General features: G+C 33.0%; 18 protein-coding genes and 1 tRNA gene. 7 read left to right on the forward strand and 12 right to left on the reverse strand.

Annotated elements, in window-relative coordinates; translation table 11 throughout:
- Positions 1–5: 5 nt before the first annotated feature.
- Together ABI657_RS01120 and ABI657_RS01125 are read right to left on the reverse strand one after the other, a co-directional pair.
- Positions 6–680 carry a response regulator transcription factor gene (locus ABI657_RS01120; protein ID WP_348095392.1) on the reverse strand — a complete coding sequence of 225 codons (675 nt, stop codon included), beginning with the start codon at positions 678–680 and terminating at the stop codon, positions 6–8.
- Between the two features lie 174 nt (positions 681–854).
- A complete protein-coding gene (locus ABI657_RS01125) occupies positions 855–1,073 on the reverse strand; it encodes a hypothetical protein (protein WP_348095393.1) in 219 nt (72 codons plus the stop codon).
- A 321-nt stretch (positions 1,074–1,394) separates the two neighbouring features.
- Between ABI657_RS01125 and polA the strand changes: the two genes are divergently transcribed.
- Positions 1,395–4,241: a DNA polymerase I gene (gene polA / locus ABI657_RS01130; RefSeq protein ID WP_348095394.1), complete on the forward strand. Its 2,847-nt coding sequence runs from the start codon at positions 1,395–1,397 to the stop codon at positions 4,239–4,241.
- A 57-nt stretch (positions 4,242–4,298) separates the two neighbouring features.
- Here polA and ABI657_RS01135 read toward each other — a convergent pair whose 3' ends face one another.
- From ABI657_RS01135 to idi, 7 genes are all read right to left on the reverse strand, one after another.
- Positions 4,299–4,757 carry a hypothetical protein gene (locus ABI657_RS01135; RefSeq protein ID WP_348095395.1) on the reverse strand — a complete coding sequence of 153 codons (459 nt, stop codon included), beginning with the start codon at positions 4,755–4,757 and terminating at the stop codon, positions 4,299–4,301.
- A gap of 186 nt (positions 4,758–4,943) precedes the next feature.
- Positions 4,944–5,017: transfer RNA gene (locus ABI657_RS01140), tRNA-Thr, on the reverse strand.
- 78 nt (positions 5,018–5,095) lie between these two features.
- Positions 5,096–5,362, reverse strand: a complete 267-nt coding sequence (locus ABI657_RS01145; RefSeq protein WP_132036441.1) for a hypothetical protein — start codon at positions 5,360–5,362, stop codon at positions 5,096–5,098.
- Positions 5,363–5,418: 56 nt separating this feature from the next.
- Entirely contained in the window at positions 5,419–6,387 is a 969-nt protein-coding gene (locus ABI657_RS01150) for a type I phosphomannose isomerase catalytic subunit (protein ID WP_348095396.1), read from the reverse strand.
- Positions 6,388–6,419: 32 nt separating this feature from the next.
- Positions 6,420–6,878 carry a peroxiredoxin gene (locus ABI657_RS01155; protein ID WP_348095397.1) on the reverse strand — a complete coding sequence of 153 codons (459 nt, stop codon included), beginning with the start codon at positions 6,876–6,878 and terminating at the stop codon, positions 6,420–6,422.
- Positions 6,879–6,881: 3 nt separating this feature from the next.
- Entirely contained in the window at positions 6,882–7,292 is a 411-nt protein-coding gene (locus tag ABI657_RS01160) for a 6-carboxytetrahydropterin synthase (protein ID WP_348095398.1), read from the reverse strand.
- 22 nt (positions 7,293–7,314) lie between these two features.
- Positions 7,315–7,842, reverse strand: a complete 528-nt coding sequence (idi, locus tag ABI657_RS01165; protein WP_348095399.1) for an isopentenyl-diphosphate Delta-isomerase — start codon at positions 7,840–7,842, stop codon at positions 7,315–7,317.
- A gap of 388 nt (positions 7,843–8,230) precedes the next feature.
- Between idi and msrB the strand changes: the two genes are divergently transcribed.
- Together msrB and msrA are read left to right on the forward strand one after the other, a co-directional pair.
- Positions 8,231–8,683 carry a peptide-methionine (R)-S-oxide reductase MsrB gene (gene msrB, locus ABI657_RS01170; protein ID WP_348095400.1) on the forward strand — a complete coding sequence of 151 codons (453 nt, stop codon included), beginning with the start codon at positions 8,231–8,233 and terminating at the stop codon, positions 8,681–8,683.
- Between the two features lie 11 nt (positions 8,684–8,694).
- On the forward strand, positions 8,695–9,303 hold the full coding sequence (gene msrA, locus ABI657_RS01175) for a peptide-methionine (S)-S-oxide reductase MsrA (RefSeq protein WP_348095401.1): 609 nt from the start codon (positions 8,695–8,697) through the stop codon (positions 9,301–9,303).
- Between the two features lie 64 nt (positions 9,304–9,367).
- Here msrA and ABI657_RS01180 read toward each other — a convergent pair whose 3' ends face one another.
- Complete coding sequence (locus ABI657_RS01180) at positions 9,368–10,180, reverse strand: polysaccharide lyase family 7 protein (RefSeq protein WP_348095402.1); 813 nt, start codon at positions 10,178–10,180, stop codon at positions 9,368–9,370.
- A 555-nt stretch (positions 10,181–10,735) separates the two neighbouring features.
- A complete protein-coding gene (locus ABI657_RS01185) occupies positions 10,736–12,301 on the reverse strand; it encodes an FAD-dependent protein (protein ID WP_348095403.1) in 1,566 nt (521 codons plus the stop codon).
- 111 nt (positions 12,302–12,412) lie between these two features.
- Here ABI657_RS01185 and ABI657_RS01190 point away from each other — a divergent pair, with 111 nt between their 5' ends.
- On the forward strand, positions 12,413–12,655 hold the full coding sequence (locus tag ABI657_RS01190; protein WP_348095404.1) for a hypothetical protein: 243 nt from the start codon (positions 12,413–12,415) through the stop codon (positions 12,653–12,655).
- A gap of 63 nt (positions 12,656–12,718) precedes the next feature.
- On the opposite strand, the gene recQ is transcribed toward ABI657_RS01190, so the two are convergent.
- Positions 12,719–14,911 (reverse strand): DNA helicase RecQ, encoded by a 2,193-nt coding sequence (recQ, locus tag ABI657_RS01195; protein WP_348095405.1) that lies wholly within the window; start codon positions 14,909–14,911, stop codon positions 12,719–12,721.
- Between the two features lie 83 nt (positions 14,912–14,994).
- Between recQ and ABI657_RS01200 the strand changes: the two genes are divergently transcribed.
- Genes ABI657_RS01200 through ABI657_RS01210 form a run of 3 tightly spaced genes read left to right on the forward strand, consistent with a single transcriptional unit; the run spans position 14,995 to position 17,121 of the window.
- Positions 14,995–15,960 carry a KpsF/GutQ family sugar-phosphate isomerase gene (locus ABI657_RS01200; RefSeq protein WP_348095406.1) on the forward strand — a complete coding sequence of 322 codons (966 nt, stop codon included), beginning with the start codon at positions 14,995–14,997 and terminating at the stop codon, positions 15,958–15,960.
- On the forward strand, positions 15,960–16,775 hold the full coding sequence (tatC, locus tag ABI657_RS01205; RefSeq protein ID WP_348095407.1) for a twin-arginine translocase subunit TatC: 816 nt from the start codon (positions 15,960–15,962) through the stop codon (positions 16,773–16,775). The genes ABI657_RS01200 and tatC overlap by 1 nt, the downstream gene beginning before the upstream one ends.
- Positions 16,768–17,121 (forward strand): carboxymuconolactone decarboxylase family protein, encoded by a 354-nt coding sequence (locus tag ABI657_RS01210; RefSeq protein ID WP_348095408.1) that lies wholly within the window; start codon positions 16,768–16,770, stop codon positions 17,119–17,121. The genes tatC and ABI657_RS01210 overlap by 8 nt, the downstream gene beginning before the upstream one ends.
- Positions 17,122–17,185 lie beyond the last annotated feature (64 nt).

The following is a 17,185-nucleotide window of genomic DNA, read 5'->3' on the forward strand; positions in this document are numbered from 1 at the left end:
CTATTTTATTCATTAATCCTATAACCTACATTCCGAACAGTTTCAAACCAGTCAATATCAGTATGCTTGTCTAATTTTTTTCGAAGATTCCGAACATGTACATCTATAAAATTAGAATCTGAATTAACTTCAAGAATGTCTCCCCAGATATGTTCCGTCAATTGTAATCTGGTAATCACCCGGTTTTTATTCAATACTAAATATTGAAAAATATCAAATTCTTTTTTGGTCAAATTGATTGGTGTATCACTGTAACTTACTTTATAGTCCTGCAATTGCAATGAGAAACCATGAATTACTAAATCATTCAAAGTAAAACCATGCATCCTGCGGATAACCGCAAACAGCCTGGCACTCAATTCTGTTAGAGCAAACGGCTTTGTCAGATAATCATCTGCACCTAGATGGAGACCATTAATCCTGTCATCCAATTCGCCACGGGCCGTAATTACAATAACTCCTATTTTAGATTTGGTTTTCCTTACAGCTTTCAAAACCTCAAAACCATCTCCGTCAGGCAGGCCAAGATCCAGCAGCATTGCATCATAATCATTACTGTTAACCTCTTCTAACGCATCGCTGCAATTATGGGTAATCTTACATATATAACCTGTGTTGCATAGAAAATCACAGACTTCTGCAGCAAGATCTTTATTATCTTCAACAATTAAAATATTCATATCTATACGTTATAAACAGAACTAAAATTAAGCATTTATAAAAAGCCCTGTCGGCTATTATTAAAAAATTAACGAATTAAAAAAAGCTGATAAATTTCTTTATCAGCTTCTCCATCATTATTATTTCTGTTTTGCTCCCCATACAATCCTTCGAAAGCAAAACAAAAACAATTCTTATTTTTTCATTGTAGATTCTTCTGATTTTGAAGCTTCTTTTTTATCAGATTTTGCTTTTTTATCAGATTTCTTTTTAGGGTGTTTTGTAGCTTTTACCTCTTTTGAAGGAGTTACTTTAATTTCTTTGACAGGGCCAACTTTTACTGTTGTTGGAAATGCGTGCACCATAGATATGGTACCTAAAACTGCTACGGATAACATTAAAAAATTTCTCATGATTTCTAATAATTTAAATTAATAACTTTTTTATTACAGATCAAATTTACCTCTGTAAAATGAAGATTAAATGAAGAAACCATACCTCTTAAAAATTTTAACTCCAGATTAACTTATTAGGCAATTCATGCTTTTTTTTATCATCAGTTATGGACATTCATTTTAGGTAAGCTTTTTTACATTTAGTTATATGATGAAATCGTTGCATCAGTTAACAAATCGTATATTTCGTTTGCTTTTAAATTTATTGAGACATAAATTTTGAGAACCGAATCATTTTTAAAACCCAATTGTTTATTTTTACAGACTAATATTTTTTTTATGTCAACTCAAAAACGTCTTTTTCTTCTCGATGCGTATGCATTAATTTTTCGTGGTTATTATGCCTTCATAAAAAACCCGAGAATTAACTCAAAAGGAATGGATACTTCAGCAATCATGGGATTCATGAATTCTCTTTTGGATGTTATAAAACGTGAAAAACCAGATCATTTGGCTGTTGCTTTTGACAAAGAAGGAAGTCAGGTGAGAACCGAAATGTATTCCGATTATAAAGCGAATCGTGATGCTACGCCTGAAGCGATTAAAATTGCAATTCCTTATATTCAGGATTTATTAAAAGCAATGCATATTCCGATTATTGAAATGGCAGGTTGTGAAGCCGATGATTTGATTGGAACAATTGCCAAGCAAGCCGAAAAGGAAAACTACAAAGTCTTTATGGTAACGCCCGATAAGGATTTTGCCCAATTGGTTTCTGAAAATATATTTATGTACAAACCAGCCCGTATGGGCAATGGGATAGAAATTTGGGGAGTTCCGGAAGTTTTGGCAAAATTTGAAATAGAAAGACCAGATCAGGTAATTGATTTTCTGGGAATGATGGGAGATGCCGTTGATAATATTCCTGGATTACCCGGCGTTGGAGAAGTTACAGCTAAAAAGTTCCTGAAAGAATTTGGTACGATGGAGAATCTTTTGGAAAACACGCATTTACTGAAAGGTAAAATGAAAGAAAACATCGAAGCCAATAAAGACAAGGGAATTTTATCTAAAAAGCTGGCCACTATTATCTGCGATTGTGATGTTGTTTTTAACGAAAATGACTATGAGCTTTCCCGTCCTGATATCGAAAAAACAGATGCGATTTTTCAGGAATTAGAGTTCAGAAGAATGGCAGAACAATTTGATAATTTATTTAAATTTGGAGGTGGAAATGAATTAGCTGCTTCAGCAAATTCTGCTTCTGATGCCAAATTATATAAAAAGCCACAACCTAAAAACGACGATCAGTTTGATCTTTTTGGAGGAGATTCAACAACGAATGAAAATCCTGAAAGAACATCCTTTTATGATACTTTAGAATCTATATCTCACTCTTACCAAGCTATTCAGGGAAATTTAGGCATTAAATTACTTTTACAAAATTTACTCACCCAGCCTTCAGTGTGCTTTGATACTGAAACAACAAGTTTAGACGCTTTGAATGCTGAATTAGTTGGAATTTCTTTCTCTTATGAAAAAGGAAAGGCATTTTATGTTCCTTTTCCCGAAAGCAAGGAAGAAGCTCAAATTTTAATTGATAAATTCAGGCCTTTCTTTGAAAATGAAAAAATTGAGAAAATTGGTCAAAATTTAAAATATGACCTGAAAATACTTTCTAATTATGGCGTTACCGTAAAAGGAAAACTTTTTGATACGATGATTGCGCATTATCTCATTAATCCGGATATGCGGCATAATATGGATATTTTAGCCGAAACTTATTTAAAATATTCACCAAAATCTATTGAAACATTAATTGGTAAAAAAGGAAAAAATCAGATTTCGATGCGCGATGTTGCCTTGGAAGAAATCAAGGAATATGCTGCTGAAGATGCTGATATAACATTACAGCTCAAGGAAATTTTCACAAATGAATTAGACAAAACTGAAACTAAAAAATTATTTGATGAAATTGAAATTCCGTTGGTAAGTGTTTTAGCAGATATGGAAAGCGAAGGCATTCGTCTTGACGTTGAATTCCTGAATGCCATGTCTAAAGAAATGGATATTGAGATTAAATCTTTAGAACAAAAAATCTACGAAAGTGCCGGAGAGCAATTTAACCTTGCTTCACCAAAACAGTTAGGCGATATTTTATTTGATAAAATGAAAATTGGCGGTGCCAAACAAAAGAAAACCAAAACCGGCCAATATGCGACTGGTGAAGATGTCTTAACGTATTTGGCCAATGACAACCCGATTATTAAAGAAATTCTGGACTGGCGTCAAATGGTAAAATTACAAAGTACTTACATCTTAGCTTTGCCGGAACAGGTAGACAAGAAAACACTACGGGTTCATACCGATTATATGCAGACTGTTGCCGCAACGGGACGTTTGAGTTCTAATAATCCTAATTTGCAAAATATACCCATTCGTACTGAAAGAGGACGTCAGATTCGTAAAGCTTTTGTAGCAAGGGATGAAAACCATACCTTAATTTCTGCCGATTATTCGCAGATAGAATTAAGAATCATTGCTGCCTTAAGCGGTGAAGAAAATATGATTAAAGCTTTTCAGGACGGAGAAGATATTCATAAGGCAACCGCGGCTAAAGTCTTTAATGTTCCTTTAGATGAAGTTAGCCGAGAACAAAGAAGCAATGCAAAAACCGTTAACTTCGGAATTATTTATGGTGTTTCTGCGTTTGGATTGAGTAATCAAACTTCGTTGTCCCGAAGCGAGAGTGCTACTTTAATTGAAGCCTATTACAAAACCTATCCAAAACTTAAATCCTATATTCAGGAACAGATAGAATTTGCAAGGGAAAACGGTTATGTACAAACCATTTTAGGCCGTCGTCGTTACTTAAAGGATATCAACTCTGCCAATGCAATTGTCAGGGGAGCAGCTGAAAGAAATGCTGTGAATGCCCCAATTCAGGGAAGTGCTGCCGATGTAATCAAAATCGCAATGATTAACATTCATAAAAAGCTTAAAGAAGAAAACTGGAAATCTAAAATGCTGCTTCAGGTACATGATGAACTTGTATTTGATGTCCATAATGATGAATTAGAAAAAATTCAGCCAATAATCAAACACGAAATGGAAAATGCCTTTATGATGACCGTTCCTTTAGAGGTGGAAATTGGCATAGGTAAAGATTGGTTAGAAGCACATTAAAAATAAACTATAAGAATCCATAAAAAAATCCATTCAATGAATGGATTTTTTTAAATATTATCTGGCAAACAAACTTCCTAATATTGCAAAAACAAATATTGCACCGTACAATATCACGATTGACAATGTAAATATTCCGATAAATTTATAGTGTGATTTCAAATATTCTAAAGAATTAGTAAGCGCTTCAGAATCATTTTCCCTAAAAGCCTTTTTAGCATTTACAGCAAACTTATTTAAATAGTAAACCGGAAAAAAGTAAATGGCAGCTAAAGCAAAATAAACAACTCCAATTATCAAACCAAATGAACCTCCCATACCACCCATTCCCGGAACGGTATTTCCTAAAGTTGAAAAAAGAGTTCCGGCAAAGAGAGCCGCAATAACTAAAAATGCAATGCCTATAAATCCAATTATGGATATTATATAAGCCCATTTAGCGGTTTCTTTTAAAAAGTCTTTTGCAGATTGACTGAGATGCAGCTCAAATTTTTCAAAAACTGAAGTTTCTTCCATTGTATTGTTTTTTGTTAAGAAACAAACATAAGAAAATTAATGTTATAATTTTAAAAAATCATACAGCTAAACATAATTCAAAATAAGATAGCATATTCTATATGTAAAATTTTCTAAAAGCTGGAATTCTATTTTTCAATTTTATTCCAAAAAAAACCATCACTAAGAAGTGATGGTTTTATGTTGAGCCGGCGGAGGGACTCGAACCCACGACCTGCTGATTACAAATCAGCTGCTCTAGCCAACTGAGCTACGCTGGCGACTCATTACGGGTGCAAATATAATCCTGATTTTTGTATTTCCAAAATAAATTTGCACTTTTTTATTATTTTTTTCGACTACAATTCATTGATTTTAGCAATCAATTGATTAGCAGTTTCTTCCAATTCAACATTGATTTGCTTAAAATGTGCTTTTTTGTTTTCAACATTCTTTGCATTCACTTTTGTGATTAAACTGTCAAAAGCGGCGATAGCCTGATCGATCAAAGCATTCGTTTCTGGAGTAGGATTTCCTGTAGTTGACATTTCAAATAAGTAAATTGCTTCAATAATATCTCCTAATACGAAATTGATGTCTTTCTTTAAATTCTTAACGTTTGCCATTTTATTTTAATTTTAATTTGCGTCTGCAAAAGTACATATAATCTTTAGATTTAGTGCTATGAAATGTAAATTTCTAAAATTGAAGCTTTTCCATTCAAAATAAATGCATTTATTTCAGCAGGAACCAAAATTGTATCTCCCTTTATGTATGTATTTTTAAAGCCTTCATATTCAATTTCAAAACTTCCTTCTATACACATATAAACCGTAAAAGTTTCACCAGATTTAGAAACTTCCAATTTATTTTCTAATGGAAGAAAATTGGTTGTAAAATAAGGACAATCAACCATGACATTAGATGTATTGGTTTTTGTTTCATATTTTTTCTGTGTATCTACTTTATTATAGTTTATCGCATCAAGTGCCAAATCTACATGCAATTCTCTTGTATTTCCGTTCGCATCCTTACGATCAAAATCATACAAACGATAAGTTATATCAGATGTTTGCTGAATTTCAGCAATAACTAATCCGGCACCAATTGCGTGTACAGTACCCGTTTCTAAAAAGAAAACATCTCCTGGTTTTGCTTTTACAGTATCTAAGATCGAAACTAATGTTTTATCATTTAAATGTTTTAAATATTCCTCTTTACTGGAGTTTTCTTTAAAACCAACAATAATTCTGGCATCGTCATCTGCCTGAGTTACATACCACATTTCAGTTTTACCAAATGAATTGTGACGTTCTTTTGCTAATTTATCATTTGGATGAACTTGTATGGAAAGATCTTCTCTTGCATCTAAATATTTAAAAAGCAACGGAAACTGTTTCCCGAAACGTTTATATACTTGTGTTCCCAGAATTTCATTTGGCATTTCATTAATAAGTTCCATTAATGATTTTCCTTTTAACTCACCATTCGCTACAACACTAACATCGCCTTCTACAGTTGATAACTCCCAGCTTTCACCAGTTATTTTAGAAGTAATTGGTTTATTAAGAAGTGTTTTTAATTTTTGACCTCCCCAGATGCGTTCTTTTAAAATAGGCTCAAATTGTAAAGGATATGATTTTGGTTTCATAAATTTTCTGTTTTGGCTAATATGTTTATTTGTTATAATACTAATTCTTTTATCGTTTTTAATGCTTTAGAAATATGTTTCGCCGCATTCATACTATCAAAAATATAAATCACAACCCCATTCCTGTCGATTATATAAGTCACTCTTCCGGGCAAAAGACCAAATAAATTATCACGGACACCAAAAAGATGTCTTAATTTTTTATCCTGATCTGACAATAATACAAAAGGCAATTCATATTTTTTGGCAAACTTTTGATGGGATTTTACGCTATCGCTGCTTATCCCAATTACTTCCGCTCCTAACTCCTTAAAATCTTCGTATTGATCTCTAAAACTACAGGCTTCAGTCGTACAGCCGGGTGTGTTGTCTTTTGGGTAAAAATAAATCACAAGCGGTTTTCTTCCCAAAACATTTCTGCTTTCAAAAATTTCTCCGCGACTATCTTTTGAAGCAAAATTCGGAACTATATCTCCTATTTTTAATGACATTTACTATTCTCCTTTATAAGTTACAAAATTTCGGTCCGTTTCATTCAAAACGATTTCTAAATCAAAATCAGGCTGAATTCTTTTTCTAATTTTATTCCATATCACAACGGCAATGTTTTCTGCAGTTGGATTCAAATCCGCAAATTCCGGAACATCCAGATTCAGGTTTTTGTGATCAAACGGAATTTCTACTTCTTCCAGTATAATATCCGCTAATACTTTCACATCTAAAACAAAACCAGTTTCGGTATCAATTTTTCCTGTTACACTTACTGTTAAACCATAATTATGACCATGAAAATTGGCGTTATTGCATTTTCCAAAAACAGCATCGTTTTTTTCAAATGTCCAATCTTTCCTGTGCAATCGATGTGCAGCATTAAAATGTGCTTTTCTTGATATGGTTACTCTCATTTAGGTTGGGTAGTTGGTATAATTAAATTCTATGCTCTTCTAAATAATGATAAAATTGATCGAAAATTATTTTAAACCATACGGTATAAATTTCGGGTTGTTTTTCAATATCCTTTTTAATGTCTTCAATCTTCATCCATTTCCAATCTTCAACTTCATCATGATTAATAGCAGGATTTTCATTAAAATAACCAATCATAACATGATCGAGTTCATGTTCTGTAAGTCCATTATCAAACGGTGCCTTGTAAATGAAGTGAAACAGTTCTTTTAGCTCTGTTTTAAAACCCATTTCTTCAAATAATCTTCGGCTTCCTGCTTTTAAATTTGTTTCTCCTTCTCTTTGATGACTACAACAGGTATTTGTCCAGAGTAAAGGCGAATGATATTTTTGACGGGCACGCTGCTGTAACATTATTTCATTTTTATTATTTAAAATAAAAACAGAGAATGCGCGATGCAAAAGTGCTTTTTCATGCGCTTCTAATTTTGGCATTAAACCAATTTGTTCATCATTCTGGTTTACTAATATTACGTTTTCTTCTATCATAAAGTGTATTGATACAAACAAAAATACGAAAAAACAAATGGCTTGAAAATCCTGAAAGAGATTGTGAAAAGTTTAACTAGCTGCTTTTTTACAATACTCAGATATTAAGAATGTGTTTTTATTTAATTTCCTTTAAAAATAAGCGTAAAAAACTAAAACTATTCGTTTTACGTAAATAAAAAAAGTTAAAACATACTTAAAAAAAACTCAATTGTAAATTACACGACATTTTGAACCCAACTCTCGTCGTATCTTTGGTTTACAATTAAAGCCTTTAAAAATTATGACAACAAGAACCCAATTTTTCAGCCTTTGCTTTTTAATCCCAATTTTTATTTTTCAGGCATGCGGACAATCATCAAAAAAACAAAATATAAAAACTGTTACCATGGAAAATAAAATCGATAAAACCGGAAATCCTTATTATTCTAATACAGATAAAACAAAACTAAATGTTAGCGACGCCGAATGGAAAAAAGTCTTGCCGGATGATGTTTATGCTGTTATGCGCCAAGCAGATACCGAAAGACCTTTTACAGGAAAATATTGGAATACAGATGAGAAAGGAACTTATTATTGCGCCTCGTGCGGAAATTTGCTTTTTAGATCCGGAGCCAAATTTGCAAGCAGTTGCGGATGGCCGAGTTTTTTTGAACAGGAAAATAAGAAAAGTGTCGTTTATAAAAATGATAATTCACTTGGAATGGAAAGAATAGAAGCTCTTTGCGGACGTTGTGGCGGACATTTAGGTCATTTATTTGATGATGGTCCTGCGCCAACCGGAAAACGTTATTGCATGAACTCGATTGCACTTGATTTTATTCCGGATAACCAAAAATAAATAGTCATAAAATGAAAAATACAATTCTAATTTTACTTTGTGCATTATCTCTTAACGGATTTTGCCAGACTAAAAACAAACCAAGTTTTGAAACAATTACCATTGGCGGAGGCTGTTACTGGTGTGTTGAAGCAGTTTACGAAAATCTAAACGGTGTAAAATCTGTAGTTTCTGGATTTTCGGGAGGAAAAATCGCCGACCCAACATATGAGGAAGTTTGCACAGGAACAACCGGCCATGCGGAAGTTGTCCAAGTTACCTATGATAAAAACATAACGGATATTAATGAAATCTTTAAAGTTTTCTTTACCGTTCATGATCCTACAACACTTAATAGGCAAGGTGCTGATGTGGGAACGCAATACCGTTCTGTGATTTTCTATAAAAATGAAGAACAAAAAAAAGCAGCCCAAAGTATAATTGCCGAACTTAATAAAGCAAAAGTTTACGACAGCCCGATTGTCACTAAAGTAGAAGCTTTTACCAAGTTTTACAAAGCCGAAGATTACCATCAAAATTATTATGCCAATAATAAAAACCAACCGTATTGCAAAATGGTAATTCAGCCGAAAATAGAAAAATTCGAAAAAGTTTTTAAAACAAAATTAAAGAAGAAATAAAATATCATGTAATAAAAAAGGGTCTGTTTATAATAAACAGACCTTTTTTATATTATTAATTTATTTAATGAGTAACATCTAATGTATAGAACTTGACATTGGCAAACGATCCTAATACATCACCCTGAAGATTGCATCCTACTGTAAAATAATTATCAAAAAGACCCCATTTTTTATAATCATCTCCTGAATATACTTTTGTTTCACCATCAACACTTACTTCCATTTTTCCGTCAGAAATCTCTATTTTTAAAGTAAATTTATTTCCATCAACTTTCTTTTTAAAGATATATCCATCATCATCAATCCAGGAATCCTCTTTTAATAAATCATTTCCTTCAATAGAAGGATCAGCTATTCTCTTAGATCTTAATTTTATATATCCATTATCCCAAAAAACTTTTAAAATGGATGGAGCATTTTTGTCTTTAGCACCAATTAAATTAACCTGATCTTCTTTTAACCTTCCTCCTATCTGCGCAAAAATAACTCTTGGACTAGTATCATTCTTCTTAGAAATCTCACCCATTTTAACCACAGCTTTAAGTTTTGCACCTTGTTTAAAAGTCCAGCCTGCATCACCTCCAAATGAGTTCTGCTCTTTTAAATCGGTTTTATTAAAACTTCTCGTTGATTTAATAGATGGATAAGCATAAAAAACCAATGATCTGTCTTCCAGGTCATTAAACATAAATTTTCGAATATCCATATTTTCGGCATAATCTAAAATTTTAGGTGCTTTATAACTAGTAACTGAGCCTTCCGGGATTGTTAATTTCCAAAGTGTTAAATCAATTTTGGGTGCTTTCTGAGCATGACTAATTAAAGTAATACACATGAAGAATACAAAAAGAAGACGAGATGTAATTTTTTTCATTTTTGTTTAATTTTTTTATGTTAATAATAAACATAGATTTAAGAGCCGTCAAATATACGAAATTATTAAAAAAGTATTTTAGACAACTCTATATTCTGGTATTTATAATTATTTGCAATCGATTGCATAAAAATAGATTTTTTTTGTATTATTTCAAATTTTTATGCAATTTTTTTACTGATTACAACATAATTTGAATGTATAATACTTTTTTATTAAGAAAAAATTTAAATTTATAAAGTACTAACTTCTATTGCTTTTAGTTTAGACAAATCAAATATTCTGGCTATATCATTTCATTCGACAAGAAAACAAATAACTATCTTTCTGGATATGTATCAACTTATTAATTCTAAATTTGATTTTTCTAAGGAAGATTAAATATAAGGTAACAAATTACAACTTTACGTTTGTTCAGGATATTCAAAATTAAAATCCTTAGTTATCATTTGATAAATAAAACACTCAGCATCTTCAGGACTGAATCGAGAACATCAAATAAAACAATTGAATTTAATCTTGCATTTTATTAAAAAAGCACAAAATATTTTTTTATCAACTATACTTAAGGCTCTCAGCAATCATTAAAGCACATTTTTCGCCATCTATGGCAGCAGAAATAATGCCGCCCGCGTAACCCGCACCTTCTCCGCAAGGATACAATCCTTTTATTTGCAAATGTTCATATGTTAAAGGATCTCTGGGAATGCGAACAGGTGATGAAGTTCTGCTTTCTGGCGCGTGCAAAATTGCTTCATTAGTTAAATAACCGTGCATTGATTTTCCAAATTCCTTAAATCCTTCACGCAAAATTTGTGATAAGAATCCAGGAAAAACCTCTCCCATTTCTACCGAAGCTGTTCCCGGAACATAAGACGTTTTAGGAATATTTGCTGAAACTTTATTTTGTGTAAAATCGAGCATTCGCTGTGCAGGAACTTTTTGGGTCTGCCCGGCCAAATGCCATGCTTTTTGTTCGATACTTTTTTGAAATTCCATTCCGGCTAAAGCACCAAATTTTGCGAAAGGTTTGAAATCTTCCAATTTCAATTCGATCACGATTCCTGAATTTGCAGTAACCTGATCCCGTTTAGATGGTGACCAACCATTTGTAACGACTTCGCCAGGACTTGTCGCGCAAGGTGCAATTACACCACCGGGGCACATACAGAATGAATACATTCCTCGTCCGTTAACTTGTTTCACAATTGAATATGGTGCAGGAGGCAAATGTTCCCCCCGATAATCACAGCTATATTGAATACTGTCAATTAATTGCTGAGAATGTTCAGCACGAACACCCAAAGCAAAAGGTTTGGCTTCGATAAAAATTTTCTTTTTGTCCAGTAATTCAAAAATATCCCGAGCCGAATGTCCTGTTGCTAAAATCAATTTATTTGCCAGAATTTTGTCTCCGCTCTGCGTTACGATTCCTTCCACTTCATTATTTTTTATCAAAATATCGGTAACCCGGGTATCAAAAAGAACCTGGCCGCCAAACTCGATAATTTTATTTCGAATGTCTTCGATGATTTTTGGCAATTTATTAGTTCCAATGTGGGGATGCGCTTCAATCAAAATATCTTCTGAAGCTCCAAAAGCTACCAAAAGTTCTAAGATTCTGGTAACGTCTCCACGTTTTTTGGAACGTGTATATAATTTTCCGTCAGAATAGGTTCCGGCACCACCTTCTCCAAAACAATAATTGGAATCTTCATTAACCAAATGATCTACATTGATCGCTTTTAAATCGCGTCTGCGTCCCCGGACATCTTTTCCGCGTTCAATTACAATTGGCTTTAAGCCTGACTCAATTAATTGTAAAGCTGCGAATAATCCTGCTGGCCCAGCTCCAACAACAATGACTTCCTGAGCCGAGGAAACATCTTTATAGCCAGGTAATTCTATTTTAGTTTCCTGAAAAGGTTCGGCCTGTAAATAAATAAGCACTTTCAAATTGATTTTAATTGCCTTTTGACGTGCATCAATAGAACGTTTTAAAATAGAAATATGTTGAATTTCCTTTAGAGAAACTTTTATTTGTTTAGACAAATAGTCTTTAAGCAATAATTTGTTTGCGGCAATTTCGGGCGTTACCTGAAGTAAAAGTTCTCTTGGCATTTTATGTGTTTATTCAATTAGCTTTTCTATTTATGAAAAGAATATTGCAAAAATAACATTTTGAACTGAGACTTTGTACCTTTGCTTTTTGAAACTTTACACCTGTAAATAATGTCCAGAAAAATAAAACTAATTTGGGATTTTCGTGGTCCGGCGTCAGCAAAGACAGCTGAGCATCATGAAATTCATTTAAAAGAATATATTGCTATCGAAAAGATTCCGTTAAATATTACGGGATTTAAAATCATTAATGAAATGCAATCCATCGCTTTTATGGTTGTCACCGATGAACATATGATTCAGGTACGTGATGCTTTGAAACCGCATCGTGGAGAAATATATGTCGAAAGTTAAAAATCTTAAATTTGAAAGCAAAAAACAGCAAGTTTAAGACTTTTAACTTATAACTTTTTAAGACTAATTCGCAACTTCACTGATAAACTTAATTCGCATTAATCTTAATTCATCAATATCATAATCACCATCAAATTCTTTAAGAGCATCTTCGATTTTATCTGATTGTGATTCCATGAAATAATCGTGAATTTCTTCCTGCTGATCATCGTCAAGCATGTCATCTACCCAATATTTAATATTAAGTTTAGTTCCGGCGTACACAATCATTTCCATTTCCTTGATCAAGGCATCCATAGAAAGTCCTTTTGCAGAAGCGATATCGCTTAAAGGTAATTTTCGATCAATATTCTGAATAATATATAATTTATTGGCTGAATTTACTCCGGTAGATTTTACCACTAAATCATCTGGGCGGATAATATCATTGTCCTCAACATAACGACTTATTAATGTAATAAAATCATTGCCATATTTCTTGGCTTTTCCTTCGCCAACACCATGAATATTATATAATTCTGTTAAGGTAATCGGATATTTTAAAGCCATATCTTCCAGAGAAGGATCCTGAAAGACTACAAAAGGCGGAACTCCAAGTTTTTTGGCTACTTTTTTACGAAGTTCACGCAACATATCCATTAAAACTTCGTCAGCTGTTCCTGATGATTTTGCTGCAGTAACAATAGCTTCATCTTCAGATTCGTTGTATTCATGATCTTCAGACATCATAAATGAAACTGGGGTTTTAATAAAATCCAAACCCTGTTGTGTAATTTTTACCACACCGTATGTTTCTATATCCTTAGACAAATATCCCGACACGAGAACTTGTCGGAGTAATGCCATCCAATACTTTTCATCATGATCAGATCCTGAACCGAAAAAAGATTGTGTATCCGTTTTATGCGCCTTAATGACTGCATTAATACGGCCAATTAAAGTAAAAACAATTTCTTTTGACTTATAAATATGCTTGGTATCACGAACGACTTGTAACAATTTAACCACTTGTTCCTCAGCTTCAATTTTGGTTTTAGGATTGCGTACATTGTCATCCATATCGGCTCCGTCACCATTATCCGGAAATTCTTCACCAAAATAATGCAATAAAAACTTTCTTCTTGATATTGACGTTTCAGCATATGCCACAACTTCCTGCAACAAAGCAAAACCAATTTCCTGTTCCGCAACTGGCTTACCTGACATGAATTTCTCTAACTTTTCTACATCCTTATAAGAATAGTAAGCGAGACAATGCCCTTCTCCTCCATCTCGCCCGGCGCGGCCTGTTTCCTGATAATAACTTTCGAGTGATTTTGGAATATCATGATGAATTACAAAACGCACATCAGGTTTATCAATTCCCATTCCAAAGGCAATGGTCGCTACTACAACATCTACATCTTCCATCAAAAACATATCCTGATGTTTTGCTCTGGTTTTAGCATCTAAACCCGCATGATAAGGAACAGCACTAATACCATTTACCTGTAAAACTTCTGCAATAGACTCTACTTTTTTACGGCTTAAACAATAAATAATTCCGGATTTTCCTTTATGTTGTTTGATAAATCGAATAATATCCGATTCTATATTTTTAGTTTTTGTACGAACTTCGTAATATAAATTAGGTCTGTTGAATGATGCCTTAAAAGTGTTAGCATCAGACATATCGAGGTTTTTAAGAATATCCTCCTGAACTTTTGGAGTTGCAGTTGCAGTAAGTCCGATAATAGGAACATTGCCTAACTGCTTGATAATACTTTTAAGATTTCTGTATTCAGGACGAAAATCATGTCCCCATTCTGAAATACAATGCGCTTCATCAATTGCGACAAATGAAATTGGAACGTTCTGTAAAAACGCTACATACTCCTCTTTTGTTAAAGATTCAGGTGCAACATACAAAAGTTTAGTTAATCCGGACGTAATATCTTTTTTTACCTGAGTAATTTCAGTTTTGGTTAAAGAAGAATTTAAAACATGTGCAATGCCATTTTCTGAAGAAAGGCTTCTGATTGCATCAACCTGATTTTTCATTAAGGCAATCAAAGGAGAAACAACGATAGCGGTTCCTTCCTGAATTAAAGCGGGTAATTGATAACAAAGAGATTTTCCGCCACCAGTAGGCATAATAACAAAAGTATTTTTCTTATTTAAAATACTGGTAATGACTTGCTCCTGCAAACCCTTAAAGTGGCTAAAGCCGAAATACTTCTTTAATTCTTTATGTATTTCAATTTCGTTTGAATTCATTCTTTATTTTATGGTATTTTGTATAAATTTGCATTATAAAGATACAAATTTCTTTCACACTCACAAATTTTAACTTTCCTGATTTGATAACAAAAGAAAATATATTAGCTATCGCAAAAAAAACGATACTATCTGAAAGTGAAGCAATTACGAAGCTAATTGATTTCCTTGACGAAAATTTTTACGAGGCTACCCAAAGGATTTACGAAACAAAAGGCAGATTAATTGTTACGGGAATTGGGAAAAGTGCTATCATAGCTCAAAAAATGGTTGCTACTTTCAATTCTACAGGCACTCCGTCTATGTTTCTTCATGCTTCTGAAGCCATCCATGGAGATTTGGGAATGATACAAAATGACGATATTATAATCTGTATTTCAAAAAGCGGAAATAGTCCTGAAATTAAAGCTTTAGTTCCTTTATTGAAACGTTTTGGAAATATTTTAATCGGAATAACCGGAAATATAACTTCCTTTTTGGCCAAAGGCTCCGATTATGTTTTAAATACGACTGTTGACATGGAAGCCTGTCCAATTAATCTTGCACCTACCAACAGCACTACTGCACAATTGGTTATGGGCGATGCTCTTGCAGTATGCCTGATGGAAATGCGGGATTTTAAACCCGAAGATTTTGCTGTTTATCACCCAGGCGGTGCATTAGGCAAAAAATTATTGCTTCGCGTAAAAGACATGATCGAGAATTCATTAAAACCAATGGTATCTGCTGATACATCAATCAAAAAAGTTATTTTTGAAATATCTGAAAAAAGATTGGGTGTAACTGCTGTTATCGACAATGATAAAATCATAGGAATTATTACGGATGGAGATATTAGAAGAATGCTTAATGACAGGGACACTTTTACTGATCTGACAGCTAAAGATATTATGACAAAAAATCCAAAATTGGTAACTTCCGAAACTATGGCCGTTGACGCATTAAATATTTTGGAAGATTTTTCGATAACACAATTAATTGTTTCGGATAATGGAGAATACAAAGGAGTTTTGCATTTGCATGACATTTTAAAAGAAGGAATTATATAATGGCAAAGAAAAACCTTAGCGAAATGTCTTTTTTGGATCATCTTGAAGAACTAAGATGGTTATTAGTCCGAAGTACAATTGCTATTCTTGTAATGGCTTTTTTTACTTATTTTATCAGCGATTACCTTTTTGACGTTATTCTGCTGGGACCAACAAGACCTACTTTTTTTACCTATGTCTGGTTTTGTGATTTATCACATCAATTGGGATTTGCCGATAGCATTTGTATTACTGAAATGAATTTTATCATTCAGAATACAGAAATGGAAGGACAGGTCAATATTTTTGTTTGGATGTGTATTTTGGCAGGATTTATTTTAGGCTTCCCTTATATATTATGGGAAATATGGAAATTCATCAGTCCGGCTTTATATGAAAAAGAAAGAAAAAATGCGAGATTGTTTATTTTTGCCTCTTCATTACTTTTTTTCATGGGTGTCCTGTTTGGTTATTATATCGTAATTCCGATGTCGGTAAACTTCGTTGCTACTTTTTCTGTTAGTGATGTTGTACAAAATCAATTTACCTTAAGTTCTTACATGGGAATGGTAAAAACAAGTCTTTTAGCAGGCGGACTTTTTTTCGAGTTACCCATTATTATTTATTTCCTAACCAAATTAGGATTAGTAACTCCCGCTTTCTTAAGAAAATACTGGAAATATGCTGTTGTAATTATACTTATCGTTGCCGCCATTGTTACGCCTCCGGATGTTGTCAGCCAAACTATTGTTGCCATTCCAATGTTAATAATCTACGAGATAAGTATTCTTATATCAAGAATTGTTTATAAAAATAAAAACATAGAAAATGTCTGAAATGATTCAAGAGTTTAATGATTATCGTTCTAAAATGAACGAAAAATTACTGGCTGATAATAATAAAATAGTTAAAAGAATTTTCAACCTTGACACAAATGCCTACGCACCAGGTGCTCTTGATGTTAAAACAAAGGAACTTTTAGGATTAGTTGCCTCAGCAGTTTTACGTTGTGATGACTGCGTAAAATACCATTTAGAAACAAGCTATAAGGAAGGAGTTAGTAAAGAAGAAATGATGGAAGCAATGGGAATCGCAACTTTGGTTGGAGGAACCATTGTAATTCCGCATTTAAGAAGAGCTTATGAATTCTGGGAAGCTCTTGAAGAAGAAGCTGCAAATTAGAAAATGTGTCAATTAGATAATTTTAATACGTTATGTTAATTGATTTATCTAATCGCCATATTTT

The organism is Flavobacterium sp., assembly GCF_039930565.1.
Taxonomy (GTDB): domain Bacteria; phylum Bacteroidota; class Bacteroidia; order Flavobacteriales; family Flavobacteriaceae; genus Flavobacterium.

What these genes read in the sequence shown, in the direction of transcription:
- ABI657_RS01120 (WP_348095392.1), bottom strand. Translation starts at nt 680, where the DNA reads ATGAATATTTTAATTGTTGAAGATAATAAAGATCTTGCTGCAGAAGTC.
- ABI657_RS01125 (WP_348095393.1), bottom strand. Translation starts at nt 1,073, where the DNA reads ATGAGAAATTTTTTAATGTTATCCGTAGCAGTTTTAGGTACCATATCT.
- polA (WP_348095394.1), top strand. Translation starts at nt 1,395, where the DNA reads ATGTCAACTCAAAAACGTCTTTTTCTTCTCGATGCGTATGCATTAATT.
- ABI657_RS01135 (WP_348095395.1), bottom strand. Translation starts at nt 4,757, where the DNA reads ATGGAAGAAACTTCAGTTTTTGAAAAATTTGAGCTGCATCTCAGTCAA.
- ABI657_RS01145 (WP_132036441.1), bottom strand. Translation starts at nt 5,362, where the DNA reads ATGGCAAACGTTAAGAATTTAAAGAAAGACATCAATTTCGTATTAGGA.
- ABI657_RS01150 (WP_348095396.1), bottom strand. Translation starts at nt 6,387, where the DNA reads ATGAAACCAAAATCATATCCTTTACAATTTGAGCCTATTTTAAAAGAA.
- ABI657_RS01155 (WP_348095397.1), bottom strand. Translation starts at nt 6,878, where the DNA reads ATGTCATTAAAAATAGGAGATATAGTTCCGAATTTTGCTTCAAAAGAT.
- ABI657_RS01160 (WP_348095398.1), bottom strand. Translation starts at nt 7,292, where the DNA reads ATGAGAGTAACCATATCAAGAAAAGCACATTTTAATGCTGCACATCGA.
- idi (WP_348095399.1), bottom strand. Translation starts at nt 7,842, where the DNA reads ATGATAGAAGAAAACGTAATATTAGTAAACCAGAATGATGAACAAATT.
- msrB (WP_348095400.1), top strand. Translation starts at nt 8,231, where the DNA reads ATGGAAAATAAAATCGATAAAACCGGAAATCCTTATTATTCTAATACA.
- msrA (WP_348095401.1), top strand. Translation starts at nt 8,695, where the DNA reads ATGAAAAATACAATTCTAATTTTACTTTGTGCATTATCTCTTAACGGA.
- ABI657_RS01180 (WP_348095402.1), bottom strand. Translation starts at nt 10,180, where the DNA reads ATGAAAAAAATTACATCTCGTCTTCTTTTTGTATTCTTCATGTGTATT.
- ABI657_RS01185 (WP_348095403.1), bottom strand. Translation starts at nt 12,301, where the DNA reads ATGCCAAGAGAACTTTTACTTCAGGTAACGCCCGAAATTGCCGCAAAC.
- ABI657_RS01190 (WP_348095404.1), top strand. Translation starts at nt 12,413, where the DNA reads ATGTCCAGAAAAATAAAACTAATTTGGGATTTTCGTGGTCCGGCGTCA.
- recQ (WP_348095405.1), bottom strand. Translation starts at nt 14,911, where the DNA reads ATGAATTCAAACGAAATTGAAATACATAAAGAATTAAAGAAGTATTTC.
- tatC (WP_348095407.1), top strand. Translation starts at nt 15,960, where the DNA reads ATGGCAAAGAAAAACCTTAGCGAAATGTCTTTTTTGGATCATCTTGAA.
- ABI657_RS01210 (WP_348095408.1), top strand. Translation starts at nt 16,768, where the DNA reads ATGTCTGAAATGATTCAAGAGTTTAATGATTATCGTTCTAAAATGAAC.